This is a genomic window from Methylomonas sp. MK1, assembly GCF_000365425.1.
GTDB lineage: Bacteria > Pseudomonadota > Gammaproteobacteria > Methylococcales > Methylomonadaceae > Methylomonas.
Window position 1 is genome coordinate 3301388 of sequence record NZ_AQOV01000001.1, and the last position, 25580, is coordinate 3326967.

Annotated in this window: 24 protein-coding genes; 14 read left to right on the forward strand and 10 right to left on the reverse strand. The window is 51.4% G+C overall.

Annotation, left to right across the window (positions count from 1 at the left end; all coding sequences use genetic code 11):
* The 6 genes from G006_RS0115660 (at position 1) to G006_RS0115685 (ending at position 7025) form a co-directional block, all read left to right on the forward strand.
* Entirely contained in the window at positions 1 to 1605 is a 1605-nt protein-coding gene (locus G006_RS0115660) for an NAD-binding protein (RefSeq protein ID WP_020484158.1), read from the forward strand.
* The gene (locus G006_RS0115665; RefSeq protein ID WP_020484159.1) at positions 1602 to 2306 is read left to right on the forward strand and encodes a potassium channel family protein; all 705 of its coding nucleotides are present in this window, start codon (positions 1602 to 1604) and stop codon (positions 2304 to 2306) included. Before G006_RS0115660 ends, G006_RS0115665 begins: the two co-directional genes overlap by 4 nt.
* The gene (locus G006_RS0115670; RefSeq protein WP_020484160.1) at positions 2287 to 2784 is read left to right on the forward strand and encodes a disulfide bond formation protein B; all 498 of its coding nucleotides are present in this window, start codon (positions 2287 to 2289) and stop codon (positions 2782 to 2784) included. Before G006_RS0115665 ends, G006_RS0115670 begins: the two co-directional genes overlap by 20 nt.
* Positions 2785 to 3216: 432 nt before the next feature.
* A complete protein-coding gene (locus G006_RS0115675) occupies positions 3217 to 5424 on the forward strand; it encodes a primosomal protein N' (protein WP_020484161.1) in 2208 nt (735 codons plus the stop codon).
* Positions 5425 to 5599: 175 nt separating this feature from the next.
* Positions 5600 to 6352: a DUF5765 domain-containing protein gene (locus tag G006_RS0115680; RefSeq protein WP_026147088.1), complete on the forward strand. Its 753-nt coding sequence runs from the start codon at positions 5600 to 5602 to the stop codon at positions 6350 to 6352.
* A gap of 1 nt (position 6353) precedes the next feature.
* On the forward strand, positions 6354 to 7025 hold the full coding sequence (locus G006_RS0115685) for an NAD(P)H-dependent oxidoreductase (RefSeq protein ID WP_020484163.1): 672 nt from the start codon (positions 6354 to 6356) through the stop codon (positions 7023 to 7025).
* On the opposite strand, the gene G006_RS0115690 is transcribed toward G006_RS0115685, so the two are convergent.
* From G006_RS0115690 to G006_RS0115730, 9 genes are all read right to left on the reverse strand, one after another.
* Positions 7022 to 7579: a C40 family peptidase gene (locus G006_RS0115690; protein WP_152428879.1), complete on the reverse strand. Its 558-nt coding sequence runs from the start codon at positions 7577 to 7579 to the stop codon at positions 7022 to 7024. The genes G006_RS0115685 and G006_RS0115690 overlap by 4 nt on opposite strands.
* A 290-nt stretch (positions 7580 to 7869) precedes the next feature.
* A complete protein-coding gene (locus tag G006_RS0115695) occupies positions 7870 to 8379 on the reverse strand; it encodes a hypothetical protein (protein ID WP_020484165.1) in 510 nt (169 codons plus the stop codon).
* A gap of 72 nt (positions 8380 to 8451) precedes the next feature.
* On the reverse strand, positions 8452 to 9462 hold the full coding sequence (locus tag G006_RS0115700) for a hypothetical protein (protein WP_020484166.1): 1011 nt from the start codon (positions 9460 to 9462) through the stop codon (positions 8452 to 8454).
* 368 nt (positions 9463 to 9830) lie between these two features.
* The gene (locus G006_RS0115705; protein WP_020484167.1) at positions 9831 to 11255 is read right to left on the reverse strand and encodes a hypothetical protein; all 1425 of its coding nucleotides are present in this window, start codon (positions 11253 to 11255) and stop codon (positions 9831 to 9833) included.
* Positions 11255 to 12646, reverse strand: coding sequence for a bifunctional glycosyltransferase family 2/GtrA family protein (locus G006_RS25680; RefSeq protein ID WP_020484168.1), 1392 nt, complete (start codon positions 12644 to 12646; stop codon positions 11255 to 11257). The genes G006_RS0115705 and G006_RS25680 overlap by 1 nt, the downstream gene beginning before the upstream one ends.
* 98 nt (positions 12647 to 12744) lie before the next feature.
* Positions 12745 to 13839 carry a DNA polymerase IV gene (gene dinB / locus G006_RS0115715; RefSeq protein WP_020484169.1) on the reverse strand — a complete coding sequence of 365 codons (1095 nt, stop codon included), beginning with the start codon at positions 13837 to 13839 and terminating at the stop codon, positions 12745 to 12747.
* A 6-nt stretch (positions 13840 to 13845) separates the two neighbouring features.
* A complete protein-coding gene (locus tag G006_RS0115720; RefSeq protein WP_020484170.1) occupies positions 13846 to 14148 on the reverse strand; it encodes a DUF4389 domain-containing protein in 303 nt (100 codons plus the stop codon).
* Positions 14149 to 14155: 7 nt separating this feature from the next.
* Positions 14156 to 15175 carry a DUF2333 family protein gene (locus G006_RS0115725; protein ID WP_020484171.1) on the reverse strand — a complete coding sequence of 340 codons (1020 nt, stop codon included), beginning with the start codon at positions 15173 to 15175 and terminating at the stop codon, positions 14156 to 14158.
* A 108-nt stretch (positions 15176 to 15283) separates the two neighbouring features.
* Positions 15284 to 15556 (reverse strand): YcgL domain-containing protein, encoded by a 273-nt coding sequence (locus G006_RS0115730; protein WP_020484172.1) that lies wholly within the window; start codon positions 15554 to 15556, stop codon positions 15284 to 15286.
* A gap of 86 nt (positions 15557 to 15642) precedes the next feature.
* On the opposite strand from G006_RS0115730, the gene G006_RS0115735 reads away from it, so the two are divergent.
* The 8 genes from G006_RS0115735 to G006_RS0115770 all read left to right on the forward strand — a co-directional run bounded on the left by G006_RS0115735 (position 15643) and on the right by G006_RS0115770 (position 24988).
* Positions 15643 to 16233 carry a CPBP family intramembrane glutamic endopeptidase gene (locus tag G006_RS0115735; protein WP_020484173.1) on the forward strand — a complete coding sequence of 197 codons (591 nt, stop codon included), beginning with the start codon at positions 15643 to 15645 and terminating at the stop codon, positions 16231 to 16233.
* A gap of 9 nt (positions 16234 to 16242) precedes the next feature.
* Positions 16243 to 16710, forward strand: coding sequence for a hypothetical protein (locus G006_RS0115740; protein WP_026147092.1), 468 nt, complete (start codon positions 16243 to 16245; stop codon positions 16708 to 16710).
* 94 nt (positions 16711 to 16804) lie between these two features.
* A complete protein-coding gene (guaB, locus tag G006_RS0115745; protein ID WP_020484175.1) occupies positions 16805 to 18271 on the forward strand; it encodes an IMP dehydrogenase in 1467 nt (488 codons plus the stop codon).
* 150 nt (positions 18272 to 18421) lie between these two features.
* Positions 18422 to 19318 (forward strand): class I SAM-dependent methyltransferase, encoded by an 897-nt coding sequence (locus G006_RS0115750; protein WP_020484176.1) that lies wholly within the window; start codon positions 18422 to 18424, stop codon positions 19316 to 19318.
* 73 nt (positions 19319 to 19391) lie between these two features.
* Complete coding sequence (gene guaA / locus G006_RS0115755; RefSeq protein WP_020484177.1) at positions 19392 to 20978, forward strand: glutamine-hydrolyzing GMP synthase; 1587 nt, start codon at positions 19392 to 19394, stop codon at positions 20976 to 20978.
* Between the two features lie 1365 nt (positions 20979 to 22343).
* A complete protein-coding gene (locus G006_RS0115760; protein ID WP_020484178.1) occupies positions 22344 to 22850 on the forward strand; it encodes an RNA polymerase sigma factor in 507 nt (168 codons plus the stop codon).
* Positions 22851 to 23001: 151 nt separating this feature from the next.
* Entirely contained in the window at positions 23002 to 23946 is a 945-nt protein-coding gene (locus tag G006_RS0115765; protein WP_020484179.1) for a FecR family protein, read from the forward strand.
* 376 nt (positions 23947 to 24322) lie between these two features.
* Positions 24323 to 24988 carry a hypothetical protein gene (locus G006_RS0115770; RefSeq protein WP_152428880.1) on the forward strand — a complete coding sequence of 222 codons (666 nt, stop codon included), beginning with the start codon at positions 24323 to 24325 and terminating at the stop codon, positions 24986 to 24988.
* Positions 24989 to 25060: 72 nt separating this feature from the next.
* On the opposite strand, the gene G006_RS0115775 is transcribed toward G006_RS0115770, so the two are convergent.
* Positions 25061 to 25561 carry a septal ring lytic transglycosylase RlpA family protein gene (locus G006_RS0115775; protein WP_020484181.1) on the reverse strand — a complete coding sequence of 167 codons (501 nt, stop codon included), beginning with the start codon at positions 25559 to 25561 and terminating at the stop codon, positions 25061 to 25063.
* Between the last annotated feature and the right edge of the window lie 19 nt (positions 25562 to 25580).

Consider the following 25580-nt stretch of genomic DNA (forward strand, 5'->3'; position numbering starts at 1 on the left):
ATGCTAGCCAAACTGATTGTTTATTGCGCGTACTACTTAAAATCCGCCGATTGGTATCGGTCAGCCAAGCTGTTTTTTTACGATCTGCTGGAAAACAGTCATAGCCGGAAGAAGAAGTATTTCGACGCGACGATGATAGCCCTGCTGATTTTGAGCGTAATTTTTCTGATTTACGACATCGAACACGAAGACAGCAAAATGGGCGGCTATTTCGAGCTGGCGATTCTGATGGTGTTTATCGTCGAATATTGCCTGCGGGGCTGGATTTACTCCGACACCTACAAAGTAATCATCGAGGAATATGAGAAAGCGCTGTATTTGAACCTGGATTTCAATCTGCTCGGGGTGTTTCGCAAAGCCTTTGTCAGGGATATGGAGTACATCACTTCGCCGTTCGCAATCATCGACATTCTGGCCATTTTGCCCAGTTACCGGCCGCTGGCGATCTTGCGCATTTTCATCATATTCCGGCTGTTTAAGCTATTCCGTTATTCCAATAGCGCCAAATTGTTTGCCGACGCCTTGGCCAGCAAGCGCTTCGAATTGATGACATTGTTGATCTTCACCTGCTTTCTGGTGTTTATCGCCAGCGTGTCGATTTATATGTTCGAGTACCAAGCCACCAACAGCGGTATTCATAATTTATTCGACGCCTTTTATTGGACCATTGTTACCTTGGCCACGGTGGGTTTTGGCGACATTACCCCGCAGACCACCGGCGGCCGCTGGGTGACGATTTTTTTGATACTGGCCAGCTTGGGAGTGCTGTCGTTCTTCACCTCCATCCTGATCGCCGCGTTCAGCGAGAAAATGTTGTCAATGCGCGAGAGCCGCACCTATGCCCAACTTGAGCGTTACGATAGCTTCATCATCATTTGCGGTTTTGGTCGGGTCGGCCAGGAGATCGCCCGCCATTTGCAGAACGACCGACAGAAGTTTTTAATCATTGATCGAGTGCCTGAACGAATCGAGTTAGCCAAGAAGCGTGGTTATCTGGCGATAGAAAGCGATGCCAGTAACAATGAAGTGTTGATCAACGCCGGTATTTGCCGCGGCGCCAGCGCTATCTTGTGCATCACCGGCGACGATGTGATAAATGTTTATGTGACGTTAACCAGCCGGCATTTGAATAAAAACCTGCGCATTATTTCCCGTGCCAATCGGCACGATAACGTTAACAAGCTTTATCAGGCCGGCGCTGATAACGTCATCAGGCCGTTTGAGATTGCCGGTTTGCTGGCGGCGGAATTTGTTGGGCAGCCCGTCGCTTTTGAGGCCATCTCCGGTATTTTGCATAACCAAACCGAGACGGTAATGGAGTCGGTATTGGTCAGCGAAAAGTCGCCTTTGGATAATCAACAAATCGGTCAACTGGATTTACAGCAACGAAAGCTTACCTTGTTGGGCGTGATCAGCGACAATCCGATTCATCTGAAACATAAGAATAAATATCAGGTTAAGCAGCAACATTTTTATTTCAATCCGGAAGTGGACTTTATTCTGCGGCATGGCGATATGCTGGTGTTATTGGGCCGTAAGTACGGCATCGATCATTTTCGCGATCAAGTGGAACAACGCCGTCTATTCAGCAGGAAGCCCAAATGAAAAACGTCGCCGTATTCGGTTACAACCGGCTGTCGTTCGAGGCCATTAGCCGGCTGGACAAAGAGCTGTATCAAATCACCGTCATCGATCACGACCCGGCCAAAGCTACGCTTGCCCGTGAAAACGGCTTTGAAACCGCCAACATCGATTTCCGTAGCGATGACGATTTGAAGCTGATCGGCATCGGCGCGCATATCGATACACTATTTTGCTTTTTCGACACGGATTCGGAAAATGTATTTCTGACACTGTCGGCGCGGGCGCTGGATAAGCAGTTGAATATCGTCGCGATTGTCGATAGCCCTGAGTCGGCGGAAAAGCTGTTGGCGGCCGGCGCCAACAAGATTATCGACCCTTACGAAATCTGCGGGCGCAAGATTCACGACATGCTGAAGCGGCCGGATATCAACGATATTTTTGATCATACGGTGTTCGGCAGGCACGATTTGCACCTAGCCGAAGTGACGATTCCGGAAAACAGTTATCTGGAAAACACTCATGTCACAGAGTTACAGCTGAGTTCGCAGTACAATTTGATATTGATCGGTATCGTCAATAAGCAGGTTAGCGAACAACTACACTTTGTAGTTGAGGAATTCGACCGCCGCTTAAGCGTTGGCGATATCTTGGTTATTTTGGGTCCCTCGCGGGAAATTAGAGCATTCAAAAAAGACGTCGAAAATGAGTTTTGTAAAATTTAGTCCGCGTATTGGTTTTTTCCTGGGCTTTGCTGCCTGCGCTTCGCTGTTGGGGGTTGGCGCGTATTTACAGTTTGTCGAAGAGTTGGAGCCTTGCCCGCTCTGCATTTCGCAACGTTTGGCTATTTTGGCAACAGGCGTCATTTTTTTGATGGCCGGTTTGCACAATCGTGGCCGGAAAGTCTATGCGGTGTGCAGCGCGGTTGCGGCCTTGATCGGCGCCAGCGTCTCGGCCCGCCATGTCTGGTTGCAACATCTGCCGCCCGAAGAAGTGCCGGAATGCAGTCCGGGGCTGGAATACGTGTTTCAACATTTCCCGCTAGCCGACACCATCAAATTAATGCTGACAGGTACCGGCGAATGCGCGAAGATCGATTGGACTTTGCTGGGTCTGAGTATTCCTGCTTGGACCTTGTTCGCGTTTTTGTTGTTGGCGGGTTGGGCGGGCCTGCAATTTTTTAACGATGGCGATGCCGTCTAGCTGCGCGATTGGCAAGTTGCTTGGGGAAATTGTTCCTGATGATAAAGAAGCTTCAGCCATGTCAAGAGTCTTTCAGTGTCGGAACCCTGATTTTTTCGGGGCACCCAATTGATGGAACTGCAACAGTTACCGCGTCGAATCGATACAGCTCCGCAACAGGTTATGCACAAAAACGGGGCATAGCCTGAGCAGCATTGCAATAGCGCCTGCGATATTTAACACAGATTAATTTTTTACGTAAGTCATTGATTTATAATTGGCAAATCAGCTGGCTTAAATTTGCACAATTTAACAAATGTGTAATAAAAACCGACACTAAGCGATTCTCTCAAAAGCCTATCCACAGAGTTATCCACAGTTTTTGTGGGTAACTCAGATTCCTCAATCCTGTTAACGACTTAGCGATCTAATATCAAAAAAACATCACGAGACATGCCTAACTGTGACACTTCCGGCAATTTAATTTTGAAAGTTGCTGTGCCAGTTCCGCTGGACCGGTTATTCGATTATTTGCCGCCAGACGGCGTTAGTGTGACCGCATTGCAAGTCGGTATTAGAGTGTTGGTGCCTTTCGGTAAGCGTCAGCAAGTAGGGGTCTTGCTGGCTGTCGCGGACCATTCCAGCGTCCGGATGGATAAGCTCAAACCGGCTATCGCCATTCTGGATACCCTGCCGCTATTGGCTGACACCGACATCCAGTTATTACGCTGGGCCAGCCGATATTATCACCACCCAATTGGTGAAGTGCTGGCCGCAGCGTTTCCGGTGGCCTTACGCCAAGGCCGGCCGGCTTTGCTGCAACGGCAGCACTGCTTCGGCCTCAGCCCGCAAGGTCGGTTGGTTTCCCCGGAACAGCTTCGCCGCGCGCCCAAGCAACAAGCGCTATTAGCTTTATTGCAAACTACCGGTAGTGCGATGACAGGTGCCGCGCTCAGCGCCTATAAACCCGCGCTGAAAGCCTTGCTCGATAAGGGCTTAGTCACGGCGCAAGACCCAATTCCAGGCTCTGAATTAGCCTTGACCAAAACCGCGTTACCGGCCAATCCGGAGCAACAAGCAGCTATCGCTGCGGTCATCGCCAATCTGGGTCGCTTTACCGTATCTCTGCTAGAGGGCGTTACCGGTAGCGGTAAGACGGAAGTGTATATGCAGATCATCGCCAAGGTGTTGGCGCAGGGCAAACAAGTCTTGGTTTTGCTGCCGGAAATTAGTCTGACGCCGCAATTGGAGCAACGCTTTCTAAAGCGTTTTGCGGTGAACATGGTGTCCACGCATTCCAAACTAACCGATAACCAGCGGTTACAGGCCTGGCTGAGCATGCAACAAGGCCTGGCCGCCATCATGCTCGGCACGCGTTCCGCGCTGTTTACGCCGATGCCGCGCCCAGGCTTGATTATTCTCGACGAGGAACACGATAGTTCGTTCAAACAACAGGAAGGATTTCGCTTTTCCGCACGGGACGTCGCCATCGCCAGGGCCAAGGGCTTAGGCATCCCGGTATTGCTGGGCTCGGCAACGCCGTCGCTGGAGAGCATGGCGAACGTTGCCCAGCACCGCTACCAACTGCTGCATTTGCCCAATCGAGCCGGCAATGCCACAGCGCCGAGTTTTCAGCTACTGGATATTCGCAATAAAAAAATACAAGCCGGCCTGTCCGAACCACTACTGGCGGAAATCCACACCACCCTGGCCAAGAAACAACAAGCACTGATTTTTCTCAACCGGCGTGGCTATGCGCCGGTGCAGATTTGCCATGGTTGCGGCTGGGTCTCGCGTTGCCGACGCTGCGACGCCAATCTGGTGATTCATGCGGCCGACCGTTTGCTGCGCTGCCATCACTGCGGCAGCGAACAACCTTTGCCCAAGCAGTGCCCCGCCTGTAAAACCGGCGAATTACAGGCGCTGGGTTTGGGTACCGAACGTATCGAGCAAACCCTGGCAACCTTATTTCCGGACAAGACCATCGTGCGCCTGGACCGGGATACCACGCAGCGCAAGGGCTCGCTGGAGCAGTATCTGGAGCAGATTCACGATGGCGGGGTCGATATTATTCTCGGGACGCAAATGCTCGCCAAGGGCCACCATTTTCCGGGCGTGACGCTGGTGGCCATTCTGGATATAGACAGCGGTCTGTTCAGTATCGATTACCATGGCAGCGAAAGACTGGCGCAGTTGATTGTCCAGGTCGCGGGCCGAGCCGGCCGGGCGGATCAACCCGGTAAGGTGATATTGCAAACCCGGCATCCGCAACATCCTTTGCTGGATACCTTGCTAAGCTCGGGCTATCGCGCTTTCGCGCAAAGCGCGCTGCAAGAGCGGCGGCAGGCCGGCTTGCCGCCGTTCGGCCATCAGGCTTTGCTTAGGGTGCAAGCCGGTAAGGCCGAGGAGCCGCAGCAGTTTTTACAGGCCGTTTGCCAAAAAATCAGCGAACTAAATCCCGGCAAAGTGCAGATCTTGGGGCCGGTGACGGCGCCGATGGCCCGGCGTGCGGGCTTGTTTCGTTACCAGTTGCTATTGCAGAGTCCGCAGCGTAAAGAGCTGCATCATCTGCTGGATAGTTTGTTGCCGGCCATTTATGTCTTGAAGGAAGCCAAAAAGGTGCGCTGGTCGCTGGATGTCGATCCGGTGGATTTGTACTAGTCTGATCCGCCAAAATCCGGCGATTTAGTCCGGTTTATGTAATAATTCCCGCCCTTTACGACGGATCGTAGCAAAACCCATAGACATCTGAATCAGTACATTAAGTGCCGTTGGATCGCACGGTTACAAAACTAGATGCCTATGCCTATAACTAAAATAAAGAAGGTATTTTTCAATGTGTTGGAGTGGAGAAGCGTCAGGCGTGTTGGCTGCCGCAGGTTTAACAACCGCTGTTTACGTGGCTTACAAAGGCGAATCCAAGGAACTATGGATTCCCTTAACCTATTTTGCCTTGATGGAACTACTGCAGGCATTAACGTATGTGTACATCAATCTGTGTGATAACCCGAACAATCAGGTGTTGACGCTGCTCGGTTATTTACATATCGCATTCCAGCCGTTTTTCGTGAACATGGTGGCGATGTACTTCATTCCGGAAAGCGTCAAACTGAAGATCAGAACCACGGTTTATACTTTGTGTGCGATCAGTTCGCTGGCGATGTTGATCAAGATGTATCCGTTCGCCTGGGCTGGCGACTGCGTGCCGGGCACCGAGGGTTTCTGCGGTGTGCAAACCTGTTCGGTTTCCGGTGACTGGCATATCGCCTGGCAAATGCCTTTAAACGGTTTGATGTCGCAACCTGTGACTTGGCTGTTGGGTTTCAACTGGGGCTTGCATGCGTTTTCGTATATCTTGGCGGCGTTTTATCTGCCTATCATGTATGGTTCCTGGCGCTTCGTAGCTTTCCATTATTTAATCGGGCCCTGGATTTCCGACGTCACCACCAACGATCCGAACGAGTATTGCGCGGTATGGTGTCTTTTCTCGATCGCGCTGTGCGTATCGGTGATCAAAACCCCGATCAGAAAACATCTGCACGTGAAGAAATGGCCGTTCTATCAACGTGAAGTAGGCGACAGCTTGTAAGATGACCATTAGTAAGCAGGATATTCTCGACGCGTATCAATTTCGTCACGCCTGTAAGGAATTCGACGCCGAACGCAAAATCGCCGGCACGGATTTCGATTTTATTCTGGAAGTTGCCAGGCTCTCGCCCAGCTCCTTTGGGCTGGAGCCTTGGCAGTTTTTGGTCGTGCAAAACCAGGATTTACGGGAAAAACTCCGGTCTGTTACCTGGGGCGGACAAAAGCAGCTGCCTACTGCCAGCCATGTGGTGTTGACCTTGGTGCGGAAAAGCCATTTCATGCGCTACGACAGCGCCTATCTGCAACATATCATGCGCAACGTGCAGCAGTTTCCGGAAGACATCATCCAACTGCGTAGCGGTCTGATCGAGAAATTCCAACGTAGCGATTTTGACTTGCTGGGTTCCGAACGCACTTTGACCGACTGGGCGACCCGGCAAACTTATCTACCGTTGGCTAATATGATGACCGCGGCAGCGATGATAGGGATCGACTCTTGTCCGATAGAAGGTTTCGAGCGCGGGGAAGTGGAGCGGATCTTGGCGGAAAACGCCGACGTGAATTTAGAACACTGGTCCGCAGCTTATATGGTGGCGTTTGGATACCGGAAAAATCCGCCGGCGCGGCCGAAAACCCGGCAAGAACGCGATGCGGTGGTTCGCTGGCTAGATTAGTTTAGACGGCAGCTTGTGTTGTCGCTGTCGTTCAGCGACAGGGAATAGCGCGCCACGGGACGGCGCACCCCAATAAAGCGCTCCCGCCAATACGGCTGCCGGAGGTCGGAGACCATCACCTGGCCGGTCCGGCTACTGGGCGCATGCACGAATTGCTCGCCGCCGATGTAAATCCCGACATGTGAAAACGGTCGCTCAGTGGTGAAAAAGAGCAGATCGCCCGGCTGCCTTTGCTCAGGCTGCACTGCCGGCAGTTGCCGGGCCAACGATTGGGTGTCGCGCGGCAGCCGCAATCCCTGACGGTTATAGACGTAATACACCAAACCGCTGCAATCGAAGCCTTGGCTAGGCGACTCCCCCCCATAGACATACGGCGCACCTCGCAATTGTAACGCGTCGTTGGCGGCGATCCGGTTGCCGCCTTCGGGAGCAGGCAATACGGTTAGCGGTGCTTTTTCTTTGCTGGCGCAGCCGGTAAGCTGACTCAGCATGGCAACCGCCAATATCTGACCCAGCAGTAATAAAGCACAGCGGTAAGATAGACACGTAGACATCGGATTTATCGGCAAAAAATTTATCAATTTGCATATTATAGACAGGCTATTCGCTGCCCGCTCGCTGTTTGTCGCCAACAGGCACTGCTTTGCGCTTACCGACGTGGCAAACACCAGCCTCCGGGATCACATGTGCGCATTGCGAACAAAACAGCCGTTGCTTACGACTTCAAAACCACCACCAATTCCAATGTAAATTCTGCCAGATTTTGAACGTCTTGGATCGGCTATTTGCGGCCTACATGGCTTTCCTTTGCCCGGGTGATACAGCTTTTTCATGATCGTTAGTATCAATGAACAAATAATTTTTCGATTTTTGTAATCAGTTGTGCGGCTTCCGCTGGTTGCTCGTTAACGATAGTCACGCATTTTTGATAATCGGCGAGTTGAATGCACAGCTTCTTACTGCTGGTATCGGCCATTTTCATGGCCGTGGTTGCAACTAAAAAGTTATCGCGCAGCAACACTTGCTTTTTTACTTGGTAGGTATTGGCTAATTCAAAGAAATGGATGCGATAAAAGTCGTTGAGCAGATCGATCAAGGTGTCGCTTGAAATGTACAGTTCGGTTTTTAGCGCATTTTGCAAATAAAAGCCGTTGCCATTTCCCTGAATGGCGATCTCGTAACCGCCCGGAATGCCGTGGCCGGTCTGATGTAGTATCGAAATGGCCACTTGTGCCAACGGATATTGTGTTGGCGGGGCGCTTCGCGCTAACGTTTCGTCTGCTTCCGCGAGATTGAACATGGCTATAACGCCTAACAGCAACAAACTGGAAAGTGACGATTTATACATTTTCATGGACAACTGGAAGGCAACTGTGAAATGAGGTTCCCGAAAAAACCTCATCTTCTAATAGACAGACGAAACCGATCAGACGGCTCTACGTTGGCGATTGACGCCAAACAAACCGAGTAGGCCACTGAGCATTAACCAAGCTGCGGCCGGTACGGGAACTGCTGCTGGCGCGGCGATTTGGGTGTAGCCGATGTCTTTCAGTATACCAAGCTCTATAGCCGATATTTCGCGAGTTTTTAATCCTTCGGAGACGGTTGATGCCATGATCAACTGAGAAAGAGCCGGTGTATCGTCGTCAAGATGCGCAATACTACTGCCATCAGTCCAAGTAGTCGGTGCATATACGTTAACGCCCACGCCGCCGTTGGCAGCAACGGCATTGGCACCGCTAAACAATACACTGCCGCTACCACCGGTCAGAGCTGCGACCTTAGTGCTATCGAAAACACCGTCGGTACTGATCAGTCGATTTCCTGATGCATCGGTTAAAAAGTTTTCAAATTTGGACCAGGTGTCCGGGGTGCCAGGAGCGTTGCCACCAAATCCTGCACCGGTAGCGTTACCAAATGTAGTAAACCCAAATGAGTGCAATAACTCATGCATGCCGACTTTTTTGAAGTCATACGCATTTGCCGCGACGTTATCAGTCAACCCCCAGTTATAGAAAAAATTCCAATCAATGCTGCCATCGGCATCGGCACCGTTGCCGTCAGTTGCGCCATTAGTCAAGATTTTTGTTTGTACAATGGTTTGTTGAAAGGTACCGGGAACGATGAATGAATCGCTACCAGCCGACGCTAAGGTGTTTTTATTGATACTGTATGAAGTCACGTCATAGGTTAAGTTTGCCGTGTAGTTGCTGAAATAAGCCCCTAACATGCCTGCGGCTTCATTTAGCGCGGTTTTTCTGGCCGCACCAAAAGTGGGGTCATCAAAACCTTGGCCCGGATTCAGATAATTAAAGCTGAAGGTCAACGCTGCTTGCGCCGGTTGAGCCAACAGCCCGAGTGCTAAAACCCCCGCCACGATGACTGGTTTTGTCTTACTTAGCGATCTGTCGTGGTTCTTGTGTCCAATAATATTCATATTTGTTACCTAGGGTAAATGTTAGAGTCCGAAGTATAGGTTAACCAAATCAAGAAAACCAATGACAGTCGTGTGACACGGCGTGAGGATATTCATATAGCCCATACATCCGTCCGATTAGCGATAGCGTAATCGGGGGTGCTGGCTTCACAATGTGCTATTACACCAGCTAACCTACATTTTCAAAGACAGCGGATTTACCTTTCCCTGTCACCCCAAATTAAATCTTATTTGTCGGAAATGGATCGATTGTGACAATTCGTCACTTCCACAAGCCGTCATTCACTACTGGCACAATTGGCGGCTGACCGTAAATTTGGAACAGAGACGGTTTGGGGTGGTATACGCAATATGCAAAAGCCAAATTATTATTTGGCTTTTGCCATCCAAGGACGCGCCAGCAACAATAAGCTCAGCAAGCTGCAAAAAATCATGTAATGCGAGTAACGAAAGTCCGGTGAGGGTGCTGCCAACATCAAACCCAATTCATGCAAGATGGCGCTGGAAGTTAGGCAAATGACTTCGATATTGGCCGTCACGCGGCGAAACGCAGCGGCAAAAAATAGATAAATTGTCAGCACGAAATAAGGCCAGGGTTGAAAAAACCAGTATTCGACATATTCGCTCATACCTGCCTCAAGCCACTCTTGCAATTTGGTCGCTGTTGGATGAGATCCATAAAAGCGTTCTAAGTCGCTGGGAAAATCTTTAGCCATCATCACCGGACTCCAACTGCTATCCGGCACCAAACCCAACACATACTTCGATACAGCCAAGCGGTGACGCACCCATAAAACCGGCTCCGCCAGTATGGTTTGTATCCAAAGTGTATGCAGAGTTTGCCGTTGCTGGTCGGAAAGGCTGGCAAAGCCATGGATCTGCGATTCCATCGAATTTTTCGGCAACTCTAACGTGGGCGGCTTAGTCCGGAAAATTTCCCGCCAATACATAGGCGTATAGGCTTTTAGCAGGGGTTCGACTGAGCCACTTGAATTCAAGGTGCCGGCCAGTTGATCGAAAATAACTTGTTGCCGGCCTTTATCGTCCAGCCGTTTGATCACGCCGGCAATATCGAACGAGGCGTTGGCCACCCAGGGATAGGTGTGTCTATCGGCGAGCCGGGTGTTTATCGCTCCCGTGACTGCAAATAATACAAGAGCTAGCACCGCGCCCGGAACTGCCGCGCGTACCAAGCCGAATACGCTGTATTTTGGAAATAAGCGAAATATGGCAAAGCTGAGTATGGGTATCGTCGCAAAAAACGCGTTATGTCTCATCAGGATCGCTAACCATAAGTCCAATACTGTTAGTGCGAATAACAGAAACGCCAACCGTGGGGTTTGCCCCTTATGGTTTTTTATATGTCCCGCGATGCCGAAAGCGGTGAATAGCGCGCCCCACATCAGCATGTCTTTCAAAATTGCGCCGCTGATACCGAACAGTGGTGGCAAAAATAGTAAAACGCAAAGCCATGGTGCGGCAACCTTTGCGCCGTACGGTTTAAAATAAGCCTGAAAGGTCAGATATGCGCCGGTCCACACCAAGCCGAGTTGCAGAAACAACATACCCGCCGGCCCAGGCGTCAGGCTATCGCTGAATCGCCAGATAATAGCCATTAAAGGTGGATGCCAGTCGGAAAAGCGGCCTTCGCGAGCTTCGAGGATTTGATTGACCGCGTCATAACACAGGAAGCCCGGATACATGATGCCGAAATGGATCAGGAATCCGCTGATAAAAATCCATTCGATTGGCAGCGCTCCGGCCAGACTATTTATTTTTTTGGTAACCGTCATCAGGCTTGACGAATTTTCTTAAAAACGATTAATCGTGAAGCCGAAAAATTTAATACCATCCCGGCCAATGAGCCTACGGCAACAGCCAATGCGGGATGCTGATAAGCAAGAGGTACGCTGAAAATCATCCACAAGTAAGCGCCGTTATTGGCGGTCCAGCCCAGCATATTGGCCAGCACATAACGCAGCCATTCATGATGCATGGCGTGGTGGCTGGCGCCAAAGGTAAAGCGCCGGTTAAGCCACCAGGTGACGGTAACGGCTGCCGGAAAAGCCAACATTTGCGCGCGTAACGGCCCCATGTTCAGTACTAGGGACTCTACCAAGCCGGCATTCACAATATAGCCGACTACTCCGACCAGTCCGAAGCGCCACATCTGTCCGAGCAGATCATCGTTACCAGCAGATAAAGCAGTATTGTCGGCAGATAGGATAGCGGCAGAATCGGCAAAAGCGTTTGGCACAAAGACCGGTGGCGGATATTGTAAATAGGTCAGCATGCGCAACTCCTTCCGCCCGCGCGTCACTGTATCCAAAATTGTGCCGGTAAAAACACTCAACGACGCCAGCAGCATAATACCCATGGCAAGAAAGGCTGTCGGGAATCTAGGCACCAGCCCCGTATCCAGGTAAGTCAAGATTACGGGCCAGATCAGCAGCAAGGCTAATGCCACCAACAAACCGGCCAGCCCCCCAAAAAACACCATGGGCCGCTCATGTCTAACCAATCGGATAATCAACATTAGGATGCGCCAGCCGTCGCGATAGGTGCGCAATTTACTTTCCGAGCCTGCAGGGCGTCCCCGGTACTCCCCTTCGATGTGTGCGGCCGGCATCGACAACTCGAGTGTATGCACGGTTAATTCGGTTTCAATATCAAAGCCGGTGGACAGCGCCGGAAAGGATTTAACGAAGCGCCGGGAAAACACTTTGTACCCGGAGAGCATATCGAGAATCCGGTTGCCGAAAATTTGCCGTACCACACCGGTCAACAGCCGGTTTCCGAAGCGGTGTCCGCCTCGGTATGCAGCATCGCCGGTTTCGCGGCGGATACAATTCACCAAATCGTAAGGCCCGCTCATGGCCAACTTGATCATGTCCGGCGCCAAATTGGCGTCATAGGTGTCGTCGCCGTCCACCATCAGGTAAAAATCGGCATCTATATCCCGGAACATGCGGCGTACGACATGGCCTTTCCCTTGCTGGGTTTCATGGCGGACCATTGCGCCCGCCGACCGCGCTGCGCTGACGGTGTTATCGCTGGAGTTGTTGTCGAACACGTAAATAGTCGCATCCGGCAAAACCTGTCTGAAGTCGCTTACTACTTTCGCAATAGACACTTCTTCGTTATGGCAGGGAATAAGGACGGCAATTTTTAACTGATTGAACATGTTTGGTAAGTTAGCTTCCAGTGAAAGAGAGTGAATGTATCAATACGGACAAGATTGGGGCAGGCCTATTCCTGCGGGCCTTGCTACGGCGAAGTAGTTCAACCACCCAGGTCGAACAAATCCATTTGCCTATATTGGCGCAGGCGGCTGTCGCCATTTTCCAGACCCGATAAGGTAACGCCCAGTAGTCGCACTTTGGTGGTGCCGATGCCGGTATTTTTCAGTAATTCGCTCAATAGCATTCTAGTAGTTGGGCTATCGCTGATCGGTTCCGCCAAGGTTCGCCCGCGGGTGATCTGCACGAAATTTTGATATTTTATTTTCACAGTCAGCGTGTAGGCCGTCATCTGTTTTTCGGCCAATCTGCCCAGGGCTTTTTCCAGCAATTCCTGTAAATAGCGCAGAATGCTCGTCTGGTCGGCTATGTCGTGATCAAACGTGGTCTCGATGCCCACCGATTTGCGGGCTCGATTGGCATTGACCTGGCGCGGATCAATACCCCGGGCAATGTTGTAATAGTGTTGGCCGGCTTTGCCGAAATGCCGTTGTAATTCCGCCAGCGGCAATTGTTTTAGATCTTTGCCGGTAACGATGCCCAAGTCGTACATTTTCTGTTCGGTAGCGCGGCCGATGCCGTGAAACTTGCCTATAGCCAGATTTTCCACAAACGCCGGGCCTTGTTCGGGTGTAATGAGATACAAGCCGTCCGGCTTGCCCAGGTCCGAGGCGATTTTGGCGAGAAATTTATTGTAGGAAATGCCGGCGGACGCCACTAACTCGGTTTGTCGGCGTATCTCCTGCTTGATGTGCTTGGCCAGCAAAGTCGCCGAGCCTTGATAAAGCTCGCTATCGCTAACATCCAGATAGGCTTCGTCCAGCGACAAGGGTTCGAAACGTTCACAGTAACGAGCGAAAATCCCACGGATAGTCTCGGACGCTTCCCGGTAAACATCAAAACGCGGCTTAACGAAAATAGCTTGCGGGCAGAGTCGGTAAGCATGCGCGGAAGGCATGGCCGAACGTACGCCAAACTGGCGGGTTTCATAACTACAGGTGGCGACTACGCCGCGCGAATCAGGCTTACCGCCGACAATGATGGGTTTATTTCTAAATTGGGGATGGTCGCGCTGTTCAACCGCCGCATAAAATGCATCCATGTCTATGTGGATGATTTTGCGCGGCGCTGCTTCCATGGAAAATCACTGCTTGCCGATCAATTCCAGTTTGGCGGTTTCGTTCCAATCGGAAAACGGAAACGGCAGCTGCTCGGTATTGAACGTCAAAAACAGCAAAATATGATAATGGTAAGTTGACAGGCTACGGCCAAAGTTGAGGATATTCGCGTTAGCGTCACCGGTAAACAGCACCGAGCCGACCTGCAACAAAATCACCAGCCACAACAATAGTTTAACCAAGCTATCGATGGCCGCGAAAATCAGCATGAAAATGATGCGTTTCCAGGTCTCGATTTTTTTCAGATTTTCGTTAATTTGTTCCTGCATGATGGCATTAACCTCTGTTCATCACGTCCCGCAAGTCCAGCGCAGCCGCGTTGGCACGAGCAATGTAGTTGGCCATCGCCAGCGAATAGTTGGCGAATATACCGAAGCCGTCGCCGTTTAATACTACCGGGCTCAAGGTGGGTGATAAGGCGTTTTCCAGAGCTTGGATCATATTATCCAAAGTGTTCATTGCCCGTTTGTCGAGCAGGATATCGGAAAAGTCATGCTTGATGGCTTTTAGAATATGTAACAACGCCCAGCAGGAGCCGCGCGCTTCGTAGAATACGTTATCGATTTCCATCCAGGGCGTTTGGCCGATGGTCGGCATATTGATGTCGATCGGATTGGATGGGTCGCCGTGGGTTGCGCCGGAAAATTTGTCGGTACTGGCCGCCAAGCGGGTCGAGAGACCGCCGAGTCGCTTGATGACAACCTCGGTATATTGCCACAGGTTATCCGCTCTGGAGTGGAACTGCGCGGCTTTTGACGTGGAAGACGGGTTTTGCAGGCGAACCATATAAGCGTGCAGCGCTTCGATACCTTTTACATATTCCGATTCGGTGGACGGCAAAGCCCAGGAATTGCGTTCATAGTAAAAGTACGGCTCGGCTTTTGCCAAATCAGGGTCTTCCGCGGATTGCGATTGGTCGCGGGCGAAATGGTTACGTAATGCGGTGGTGCCGTCGCGCAACATGACCAGCGCGCCGTACTCGAAGTTTTGAATGTTATCGCAAAACAGGCCGGGCGGGGCCACGTCGTTGGACAGGTAGCCGCCGGATTTAAACAGTATTACGTCGGCGATATGCGCCAGCGTGTTGGCATAGACGTAACCAATCGGCATTTGATCGGTATGGGTGACATTCATACGCTCAATCGCTTCGTCCTGAACGCTGAATTGCTCGGGCTCGCGGCTCCACCATTCGCCTAAAACCAGCATGACAATCAGAACAACGCCTAACAGCGAACCAAAACCCCAAAGTATGCCCTTAGACTTTGCGTCTTCGTAAGCTAATGGATTATCTGACATGTGGTGCGTATCCTGGTCTGACTGAATAAGTGAGCAAAAACCGTGCTTTCCGATAAAGATTTTTTGTGAGCATGTTAGCACGGATATACCAATATGGCGCGTGCGATTTCAGTGCAGCTGCTTGTCCAGCGACGCTGGCAAGGCGCTGATCAATGTCGGTGGCAATTGCACGAAAAAGCCTTTGCTTTGCAGGCTGGCGATTACTTTTTCCGGATTTTCCCTGGCTAATTTGCGATCCGGGCTCAACTGCAACTCCATCACAAATGTTAAGCGGCCAAGGCTTTTGAACAAGGCTTCCGGCACGGCCGAAAAGTCGTCTTTTTTATCCAGATACAAATAGAGTTCGTCTTTTTTCAGACTTTTATAGATAAAACATTGCATGATGATGACCTGTTATTGCTAATGCTGCCAATTCTAATGGTTTTTGTTTAGAATTTTCAGTCCCCGTTTGCCTAAAGCCCAACATCATGGAAAACCAGCCCGCCGCTTCAAACGCTTTTTTCAGAATTGCCTGTTATTTCGAGGGTTCTTTAGCGGTATTGGCGCTGGCTTTAGGCTGGCTTGCCGACCTTGATCCGTTTGCCAATCTGGAGTTTTCCGAGTCGGCATTGGGTATTGGCTTATTCGCGACCGGGCCGCTACTGGTATTATTTTTTGCGATGCAACAACTGACCTATCCGCCAATCCAAAAAATTCGTGATTTACTGCTGGAAACCTTGGGCGCCAGACTGGCCTACAGACATTGGACCGATTTACTGATACTGGCTGCTATCGCCGGTTTTGCCGAAGAGGCCCTGTTTCGCGGCTTTTTACAACCTTGGCTGGAAAATGGCTGGGGCGCGAGCGTAGGCTTGTGGGTTAGCAATCTGCTGTTTGCATTGGTGCATGCGGTCACGCCGCTTTACGCGGTTTTAGCCATGTTGATGGGCTTGTATATGGGGGTGATGCTGGACTATGGCGGCGAACGCAATCTATTGGTGCCCATGGTAATTCATGCGGTTTATGATTTTGTGGCGTTTGTTGTTATTCTCCGCGATTACCGCAACCGCTCTCGTTAGGAGTTATCGATGTCCGCTCACCCCCAGCCATCAGTCGAAGATCTTAGGCCGCACTGGCTCATCTGCGCCGCCATGCTCTTGACGGTGTTGGGCTATAACCTGGTTTGTCATTTTTGGGCTAGCGAACTGCAAATCGGCGTTGATGAAGCGCAACGTGTGCTGATTAGGAGCGTGCTCTACGGCCTGGCTATTTTGTTGTTTCCATTCACCAAGTTGCTAAGGCATATTCTGCTGCGGCTAAACCAGACCATGCCGGGGCCCAAAACCGCTAGGCAGCGCTATCTGTCGACCATCATCATCACGCAAACTTTGATCGAGTTTGTCAGCTTGTCCGGTTTCGCGATGTTTATTTTGGGCGACGGCTTCAACACTTTATATATTTTCAGTGTGATGGGCGTACTAGGGATTTTCCTGCATAAGCCGAATCCCAGCGAATATTTGGGCATCGCGGCGGCGCTCTCAATCGAAGACAAATAGAGACCTAAATACCATTGACTATTTCCGATTTTTCGGAATGCGGGTTAGGTTGTACAATGGCTGGCTTATTTACGATTAGCCACCCGGTGTGATTATGCAAATCATTCAAGAAGCTCTCACCTTTGACGATGTTCTATTGGTGCCCGCCCATTCCAGCGTACTGCCGCGCGAAGTCGAACTGAAAACCCAACTGACCCGCAAGATTAAGCTGAACATCCCACTGGTTTCGGCGGCAATGGATACGGTGACCGAAGCGCGCCTGGCTATTGCAATTGCTCAGGAAGGCGGCATCGGCATCATCCATAAAAACATGACCGTCGAGCAGCAAGCTGCGGAAGTCAGACGCGTTAAAAAATACGAAAGCGGCGTAATCAAAGATCCGATCACTGTTTCACCTAACGTGACGGTTCGCGAAGTGATGGAATTGACCCGCGCTAAAAATATTTCCGGCGTACCGGTGGTTGATGGCGAAGAATTGGTCGGCATCGTCACCAGCCGCGATCTGCGTTTCGAGACTCGATTGGATATGGCCGTCAGCCAAATTATGACGCCGAAGGACAAACTGGTTACCGTTCACGAGTCGTTCAAACATAAAGAAGTCATCGATTTACTGCATAAGCACCGCATCGAGAAAGTGCTGGTCGTCAACGATGCGTTTCATTTGCGGGGCATGATCACTGTAAAAGACATTCAAAAAGCCAAAGACAACCCGCAAGCCTGCAAGGACGAACAGGAAAGACTGATTGTCGGCGCGGCGGTCGGTACCGGCGCGGATACCGGAGAACGGGTTGGCGCGTTGGTGGAAGCCGGTGTTGATGTCATCATCGTCGATACTGCTCACGGCCATTCTCAAGGCGTGCTGGATAAAGTACGCTGGGTAAAACAAAACTTTCCGCAAGTTCAGGTTATCGGCGGCAATATAGCTACTGCTGCAGCCGCCTTGGCATTGGTGGAAGCGGGGGCCGACGGCGTCAAGGTTGGTATTGGTCCCGGCTCTATCTGCACCACCCGGATCGTTGCCGGTGTCGGCGTGCCGCAAATTACTGCCGTTAGCAATGTGGCGGATGCGTTAAGAGGAACAGGCGTGCCTCTGATTGCCGATGGTGGCATTCGCTATTCGGGTGATGTTGCCAAAGCCTTGGCGGCGGGGGCGCATGCCGTGATGCTGGGTGGCTTGTTCGCGGGTACTGAAGAAGCACCTGGCGAAGTGGAGCTGTTTCAAGGTCGATCTTACAAATCCTACCGCGGCATGGGCTCATTGGGCGCGATGTCGCAGTTGCAGGGCTCCAGTGATCGATACTTTCAGGAAGACACCGATCAGGTCGAAAAATTGGTACCGGAGGGTATTGAAGGGCGAGTGCCGTACAAAGGCAGCGTGTTGGCGATTGTGCATCAGCTACTGGGCGGTATCCGCTCCAGCATGGGCTACACCGGCAATAGCACTATTGCGGCGATGCATGAGAACGCCCAATTCGTACGCGTCACCAGTGCCGGTATGCGCGAAAGCCATGTGCACGACGTGACAATTACCAAGGAAGCGCCGAATTATCATATGAACTAAGGCCGGCCCAGCGGCGTTTACTCATCAAGTCCGCGTATTTTGCGCGGACTTGGACTTGTTTACAGAAAGCAACCAAAATCCATCGCAATGACCGAAACCTCCTCAACTCCATGCAATCTTTGCGGCGGCAACCACGTTGCCGTGTTATCCATGCGCAGCCGCAGTGGCGCCGAGTTGCGTAGCGTAATTTGCAAAGACTGCGGACTGGTCTGGAGCGATCCGTTTCCGCACGATCCTCGCCAGTTTTACGAAGAAGATTATCGGCTGGCATACAAAAACACGTATGCCCCCAAGGCCAAGCATATCTTGCGCGCCGGCCGAGTCGCTGTTACCAGGCATGAGAAAATCAAGCATTTGCTACACAAACCGCAAACCATGCTGGATGTGGGCACCGGCGGCGGCGAGTTTGCCTATTTAATCAAATCGCTGGGACATGATCTGCACGGCATAGAGCCAAATAAGGGCTATGGTCAATATTCGGCTGCACAGTACGATTTGAATTTGCAGTTCGGCTTTATTCAAGATGCGCAGTTCGCAGAAAGCAGTTTTGACGTGATTACCATTTGGCACGTACTGGAACACACGGAAGATCCGTTTTTTGTCCTCGGCAAGTTGCGCAGTTTGTTGAAAGCTGATGGTGTGTTGGTAGTGGAAGTGCCAAACATAGAAGCCACCTGCCAATCGCCGAGCAGCACGTTTCACGAGGCGCATCTGTACAATTTCAATCTGGCGACACTGCGGCGGATGGGCGAAAAAGCGGGTCTAGTTGAGGATAGGCATGTGTTTTCCGAAGACGGCGGCAATGTCACGCTATTTTTCAAAAAAGTCGAGTCGGTCGCTGATCGGCCTGACAATTGGGGGCTTCCCGGTAATGCCGAACACATCACCGCGATTGTACGCCGCCATACCAATTTAAGGCATTACATGCGTGCGGCGCCCTATGTGCGGTTCATCAAACGTATGACTCGTTCTCTGCTCGAAAATCGGCACGTAAGAGGTTTCGATGATAATAAAAGCCTGCTCGATCAGTTGTATCGAGGCTTGTAGTACGCTCGTAATTTAGATTTTCCGGTGGGTGCTCGATGCTTGCCCGCCCTACATTTTTGAAAGGTTTCCCGTCATGTCATCCCACGCGACCAACATCCATTCCGACAAAATTCTGATTCTCGACTTCGGTTCGCAATACACGCAATTGATCGCCCGCCGCATCCGCGAAATTGGCGTGTACTGCGAAATCTATTCCTGTGATTGCAACGCTGAGGAGGTCAAAAACTTTGCACCCAAAGGCATCATCCTCTCCGGTGGCCCGGAAACGGTGACCAGCAGCGACACCCCGCGCGCGCCGCAAATTGTTTTTGAACTGGGTGTGCCGGTACTAGGTATTTGCTATGGTATGCAAACCATGGCCGAGCAGCTGGGCGGCAGAGTGGAATCGTCCGATCACCGCGAATTCGGTTACGCGCAGATACGCGCTCGCGGCCATTCCAAATTGTTACTAAACATCGAAGATCATGCCTCGCCGGAAGGTTTCGGCTTACTGGATGTCTGGATGAGTCACGGCGACCGCGTCGTCGAATTGCCGACCGGCTTTAAATTGATCGCCAGCTCCGACGGCGCACCGATTGCCGGGATTGCCGACGAAGACAAACATTTTTACGCGCTGCAATTTCATCCCGAAGTGACCCACACTAAACAGGGCGGACGGATTCTGAGCCGGTTTGTGTTGGAAATTTGCGGCTGCCAAGCGCTTTGGAACGCCAGCAATATCATTGAAGACAGCATCACTGCGGTGCGCGAAAAAGTCGGCAGCGACCAAGTTATTCTGGGCCTGTCCGGCGGTGTTGATTCATCGGTGGTCGCGGCTCTGCTGCATCGCGCTATCGGTGAACAACTCACCTGCGTATTTGTCGACACCGGCTTGCTGCGTTTACACGAAGGCGATCAGGTGATGGCGATGTTCGCCCAACATATGGGCATCAAGGTGATACGCGTGGATGCCGAAGCCCGTTACATGGCGGCACTAGCCGGCGTTAACGACCCCGAACAAAAACGCAAAATCATCGGCGGTCTGTTCGTGGAGATCTTCGACGAAGAAGCCGGCAAACTGACCGACGCCAAATGGTTGGCACAAGGCACCATTTATCCGGATGTCATTGAATCGGCCGGCGCCAAAAGCGGCAAGGCGCATCTGATCAAATCGCATCACAATGTCGGCGGCCTGCCGGAAAACATGAAGCTAAAACTGGTCGAGCCCCTGCGCGAACTGTTCAAGGACGAAGTACGCAAACTGGGTCTGGAGTTGGGCCTGCCCGCCGACATGATTCACCGCCACCCCTTCCCCGGTCCGGGCCTGGGCGTACGCATACTCGGCGAGGTGAAAAAACCATACGCCGATTTACTGCGTCAGGCCGATGCGATATTCATTGAAGAACTGTATCGTCACGATCTTTACCACAAAGTCAGCCAAGCCTTTGCGGTGTTCCTGCCGGTAAAATCCGTCGGCGTGATGGGCGATGGTCGCAAATACGACTATGTGGTCGCCATCCGCGCGGTGGAAACCATAGATTTTATGACCGCACGCTGGGCGCATCTACCCTACGATTTTCTGGATTTAATCTCTAGGCGGATTATTAACGAGGTACCCGGCATTTCCCGCGTCACCTACGATATTTCCGGCAAGCCACCGGCGACAATAGAGTGGGAGTAGCCGCTTCAAATTAAAATGGAACTTTGAAAATGTCTTCCGGTCATTGCAATCGCGGAGTGTGAAAATTTGCTCCGTGCAATAGCTTATTCATTGTTTCTCCCAAGCCGGTAGTCAATTGTTTTGACTACCGGTTTTTTTTTGCAATGTATGAGCAATCTTGGTCGCTATGCCGAACTGTAGTTAATAAAAGCGCGGCTTGCCAACGTTAGTTTTTACAGGCAAATGTCCGTCAATTCTCATAACAATCAGCCATTTGCGCACTTCGGTCTTAGCGGGTATGGGTTTGGCCCGGCCATGTCGATGCCGACAGCTCCTTTCTTGAGTATTGAATTTTTCGTAGCTGGGCTGCAAGTGTTGCACGTTGCGAAGAAACCTTAAGTTGAGGAGTTATCCTAGTAATTTCCTTTGCGGCCGATAAAGGTTCGCCAAATCAACCAGCCATCCACGATTTGTTGGCGATATTAACGTTGACCAAAGCCATCGAATAAAGAGCCTGTGTGCGATATGGCAATTAGTGGGTATTTAATGACAATAGCATGAATGTTCCCAGGCAAATTTAGAATGGTTTCAGGTGGAAAACGGCTAGATTATTTAGGCAAAAATGCAAGGGATTAATTTTAATTATGCACAAAAAACTACTTGACACTGCCGGCAGCCAAAGAATGCCTGGTCGTAGGCTCCAATGTCCGCATATTGCATGTAAGTTATTGATTTTAAATTGTATAAACTGTTGTCTAAAATTGAGTCAATCTAAGCAAAGGCCCCAAAAATTAGGCATTTAGAGCGTGAAAAAACTTTTTATCCCCAAGGTTATCCACAGCTTTTGTGGATAACACCATAACTTAGTTGCCTGTCAGACAGTTAGCTCTAAAAGCTATATTCCCGTGCAGGTTTTTGTCTTATTTCCGACACGGTCGCAACCTGGCTTGACTTGGATCCGGTAAAGGGATGTAAGGGTATCGCTACAGTGGTGGAGGTCTTGGGATTACAGCATTTTAATGCGGGAATCGTCGCGTTGTTGTTGCTGATTCTAGCGTTATTAACTCCGCCCTTAAATACCGCCGCCGGGTACTGAGCCTGTCGATGGGCACACCCGTCAGGGCTTCGACGAGCTTATCCCGAACGGAATACCAGTGATGAATAGGGCCGGGTTAATCATCTATCGGCTTCAACTGCGCCCGATTCAAATTAACTATGTTAAATAACTTTTCTGAATAGGCCATATCCCGCATTGTTTGAAGTGCGCTGCTCCGGTAATGCTGGTCAATTTGCTGCGAAACGCCCTAAATACCGCTAATTTAGTGCTCTGGCATGAATCTTGGTAGTTCGCCCAATTAACGACACCAAAATCCGCAGATCCTAACCATGAGCAACGCTCTCCACATCTCCCGCCTGATTGAGGCTTACGACGAGGAATTACGCCGGGTGATGTTTAGACGCTGTGGCTGCCTCGATACCGCCGCCGACATCGTGCAGGAAACTTACCAACGCATGTTTGCCGGCAATTTATGGCAGCAAGCCGATAACCCGCGCGCTTTACTGCATCGCATCGCCGCGAATCTGGCCACCGATTACGAACGCCGCCGCAATACTCGCAATCAGCATGTAGACCATGGTGATACTGGCGACGCGGCCTTGCAGGTTAGCGACGGCATCGATCCGGAGCAAATCAGTCTGGCGCGCGAGCGCTTGGACCGCTTGGTCGCGGCGATAGATAGACTCCCCGCAAAATGCCGGACGGTTTTCGTGCTGCGCAAGTTCGAAGAACTCAGTCATGCGGAAATCGCCCAACGCTTGGGCATATCCCGCAATATGGTGGAAAAACATCTGCGCAATGCTTTAGCCGCCTTGCAAGAGCTAGACGATCTTTAGCCGATTCGCTCCTGTTTTCACAGGGTTATGCGTCCTATAATGGCAAGCCACCAAACCCTGAATCGCGCCCGATGAAAATTTTCAGCCTTTATCGCTCACCGCTAAGCAGCAGGACGCATTGCCGCATGCCGGCTCTAAACGGACATAGGCAATGAAAATCTCTGCCGAGATTAAAGCAGCTGCCCGCGCCTGGTGGGTCAGGCTGGATAGCAGCAAGCTTAGCCCTAATGATCACGCCGAATTTACCCGCTGGTTGGCCGCCGATCCCTTGCATCGTCAGGCTTACGATCAGTTACGCGAATTGTGGGGAACGCTGGATGCTATCGCACCGAGAATGACGATTCCGGCCACAAGCAAACCCAAGCCGGCTTTTTGGCGATGGCAGTGGGCGCTGCCTGCATTGGCGGGCGGCTGCCTGGCCTTGTGGATGTTTAATCCTTTGTGGACGATATTGCGCGCCGATTTTCATACCGGTTTCGGCGAGAGACGTGACGTACATCTTAGCGATGGTTCGACGCTACATTTGAACAGCAATAGTGCGTTGGATGTAAATATTGACGGCGTACAGCGGCAATTGACGCTGCTACAAGGCGAAGCCTGGTTTGAAGTCAGCCCAGACAAAGCCAGGCCGTTTCGGGTAAATACCCAGCATGGCAGTGTCACCGCGTTGGGTACGGCGTTTAATGTGCGGCTGCGTGACGGCAAAACGGAAGTCAGCGTCACCCAACACAGTGTGGCGGTAGATTTGGAACAAGCCGACGGCAAAGCACTGCACACCGTTGTCGCCGAGGGCCAGCAAATAAGCTACAGCGCCGAATCCGGATTGGGCAATTTGCAAAACATCGATAGCCAGGCCGTTACCGCCTGGCAGCGCGGCAAACTGGTGTTCGAGAACCGGCCTTTGGGCGAAGTGCTTGCCGAGCTGAATCGCTATCATCGCGGATTTTTGCTTATCAACGATGCTGAACTGGCCCAACGCCGCGTCAATGGTGTGTTTCGTACCGACCAAGCCCTATCGGTGCTGGCGGCCTTGGAAACCTCACTGCAACTGCGTTCCACGCGGTTTGGCGATTATCTGATCGTGCTGCACCGCTAAGCAGCGATTTGACTGATAACCCGTTCCGAATACTATCCAAGGGCTGCAACGCCCTGGATATATTGTCATTTTGAACTGCTTGATGGTTGTAGTCGGCGCATCGCTAAATTTATCCGCCGACCAATCGTCCGAAAAATAAATTTCAAACACATTGAACCTGACGACTACTTGGCGGAATTGACTTCGGAATGTAGCTTACTTTGAACGACCCCCAGCGTTCCCTCAAGGAAGGGCCGCATTCGCTAGGCATTTGGTCAATGCCGACGCAACAGCAAACGTTCCTATGGAACAAAAACCGCAGCCAACCCGAGGCTTGCCGCTGGTTAGTTGCACCTTATTTATCTTATCGACAGAGGATGGAAGTATGAGATTAAACATGACTAAAGCAGTATTTGCCGCGATTATGCTAATCGGTGCGCTGCAAGCGAATGCTAGTGTGCTTACCGACGCTAAAAACGATTATGTCGCGGGCTATGCCGGCAGTAAGATCGGCGATCTGGATGTGCTCGAAGCGTTGCTTACCTACAACCCTGCGAACGATACTTTCCATTTCGAAAGTAAGTTTGCCGCCAATATCGGCTTAACCCCAACCGGATTTTATGTTTTGGGGATTAACCGTGGTGCCGGTACCGCTGGATTTGCAAGCTTGCAGCAAGTACTGTTCGATTCGGTGGTGCGCTTCAATTTAGACGGTAGCGGTGTGGTGAATCGTTTAGGCGGTGGCGGTAGCACGGCTTTTGGCGTGGGTACCGCCAAAATACACGATGACACCTTGATTGCGGACATAGCCGGCAGTCTGTTGCCGTCTACCGGTTTTGCCAAAACCAACTACACCTGGAATCTCTGGCCGCGCGATGGCGCACTAGCAGGCGGTTTCGGACAGATTTCCGACTTCGCTCCAGACGCCAGCAATGCCTCCGTGCAAGTCGTGCCGCTTCCCGGCGCATTTTGGTTGTTCGGTTCGGTGTTTGCCATGGTCAAATTAGCCGGCAGCAATAGGCAGCCCCGTAACATGACGATTAAATCCGTAGCCCTGGTTTAATTCGATAGCAACCGATTAAGGATTGAGAACCCGCTCGCGTCATTTTTGTAAGGCAAGAGCGGGTTTGCGACTTCATTCGCCACCGGACGGCATTGCCAGATAACTTACCTCTACCTCCGTCAAACCGCTGATGCCGATTTGCTTGGCTGCGCCTTGCGATAGATCGATCAATCGATTCGGGCTGAACGGCCCTCTGTCATTAATCAGCACATCGACATAGCGGCCATTGCGCAAGTTGGTAACCCGAACTTTCGTCGGTATAGGCAAGGTTCTATGCGCCGCCGAAAAGCCTTGCGGATCAAAGCGACTGCCGTCGGCGGTGCGATTGCCCGATTCCGCGCCATACCAGGAAGCCAGGCCGGTCTCCCGATAACCATTCGCCGATGCCAGCGGATAATAAGTGACGCCTTTGACGGTATAAGGCTTGTTGTAGGCAGCGTTGCTTTGATAGGCCGGCAGTTGGGCAGGCCCCGGAGGTCGCGTCGGCTCTGATGCGCAGCCCGCCAGCAGCCCAAGTAACACCAGCAAAAGGCCTGGATTGGCAAGCATCTGGACTAGTTGGTTTCGCGGCATTCGATAACTCCACAGGGCA

Coding starts and splice junctions, on each gene's coding strand:
- G006_RS0115670 (WP_020484160.1), top strand. CDS start 2,287: ATGAGTTTTGTAAAATTTAGTCCGCGTATTGGTTTTTTCCTGGGCTTT.
- G006_RS0115740 (WP_026147092.1), top strand. CDS start 16,243: ATGTCCGCTCACCCCCAGCCATCAGTCGAAGATCTTAGGCCGCACTGG.
- guaA (WP_020484177.1), top strand. CDS start 19,392: ATGTCATCCCACGCGACCAACATCCATTCCGACAAAATTCTGATTCTC.
- G006_RS0115720 (WP_020484170.1), bottom strand. CDS start 14,148: ATGCAGGAACAAATTAACGAAAATCTGAAAAAAATCGAGACCTGGAAA.
- G006_RS0115730 (WP_020484172.1), bottom strand. CDS start 15,556: ATGCAATGTTTTATCTATAAAAGTCTGAAAAAAGACGAACTCTATTTG.
- G006_RS0115760 (WP_020484178.1), top strand. CDS start 22,344: ATGAGCAACGCTCTCCACATCTCCCGCCTGATTGAGGCTTACGACGAG.
- G006_RS25680 (WP_020484168.1), bottom strand. CDS start 12,646: ATGTTCAATCAGTTAAAAATTGCCGTCCTTATTCCCTGCCATAACGAA.
- G006_RS0115660 (WP_020484158.1), top strand. CDS start 1: ATGCTAGCCAAACTGATTGTTTATTGCGCGTACTACTTAAAATCCGCC.
- G006_RS0115770 (WP_152428880.1), top strand. CDS start 24,323: ATGACTAAAGCAGTATTTGCCGCGATTATGCTAATCGGTGCGCTGCAA.
- dinB (WP_020484169.1), bottom strand. CDS start 13,839: ATGGAAGCAGCGCCGCGCAAAATCATCCACATAGACATGGATGCATTT.
- G006_RS0115690 (WP_152428879.1), bottom strand. CDS start 7,579: ATGTCTACGTGTCTATCTTACCGCTGTGCTTTATTACTGCTGGGTCAG.
- G006_RS0115675 (WP_020484161.1), top strand. CDS start 3,217: ATGCCTAACTGTGACACTTCCGGCAATTTAATTTTGAAAGTTGCTGTG.
- G006_RS0115695 (WP_020484165.1), bottom strand. CDS start 8,379: ATGAAAATGTATAAATCGTCACTTTCCAGTTTGTTGCTGTTAGGCGTT.
- G006_RS0115680 (WP_026147088.1), top strand. CDS start 5,600: ATGTGTTGGAGTGGAGAAGCGTCAGGCGTGTTGGCTGCCGCAGGTTTA.
- G006_RS0115735 (WP_020484173.1), top strand. CDS start 15,643: ATGGAAAACCAGCCCGCCGCTTCAAACGCTTTTTTCAGAATTGCCTGT.
- G006_RS0115750 (WP_020484176.1), top strand. CDS start 18,422: ATGCGCAGCCGCAGTGGCGCCGAGTTGCGTAGCGTAATTTGCAAAGAC.
- G006_RS0115685 (WP_020484163.1), top strand. CDS start 6,354: ATGACCATTAGTAAGCAGGATATTCTCGACGCGTATCAATTTCGTCAC.
- G006_RS0115700 (WP_020484166.1), bottom strand. CDS start 9,462: ATGAATATTATTGGACACAAGAACCACGACAGATCGCTAAGTAAGACA.
- guaB (WP_020484175.1), top strand. CDS start 16,805: ATGCAAATCATTCAAGAAGCTCTCACCTTTGACGATGTTCTATTGGTG.
- G006_RS0115665 (WP_020484159.1), top strand. CDS start 1,602: ATGAAAAACGTCGCCGTATTCGGTTACAACCGGCTGTCGTTCGAGGCC.
- G006_RS0115765 (WP_020484179.1), top strand. CDS start 23,002: ATGAAAATCTCTGCCGAGATTAAAGCAGCTGCCCGCGCCTGGTGGGTC.
- G006_RS0115705 (WP_020484167.1), bottom strand. CDS start 11,255: ATGACGGTTACCAAAAAAATAAATAGTCTGGCCGGAGCGCTGCCAATC.
- G006_RS0115725 (WP_020484171.1), bottom strand. CDS start 15,175: ATGTCAGATAATCCATTAGCTTACGAAGACGCAAAGTCTAAGGGCATA.
- G006_RS0115775 (WP_020484181.1), bottom strand. CDS start 25,561: ATGCCGCGAAACCAACTAGTCCAGATGCTTGCCAATCCAGGCCTTTTG.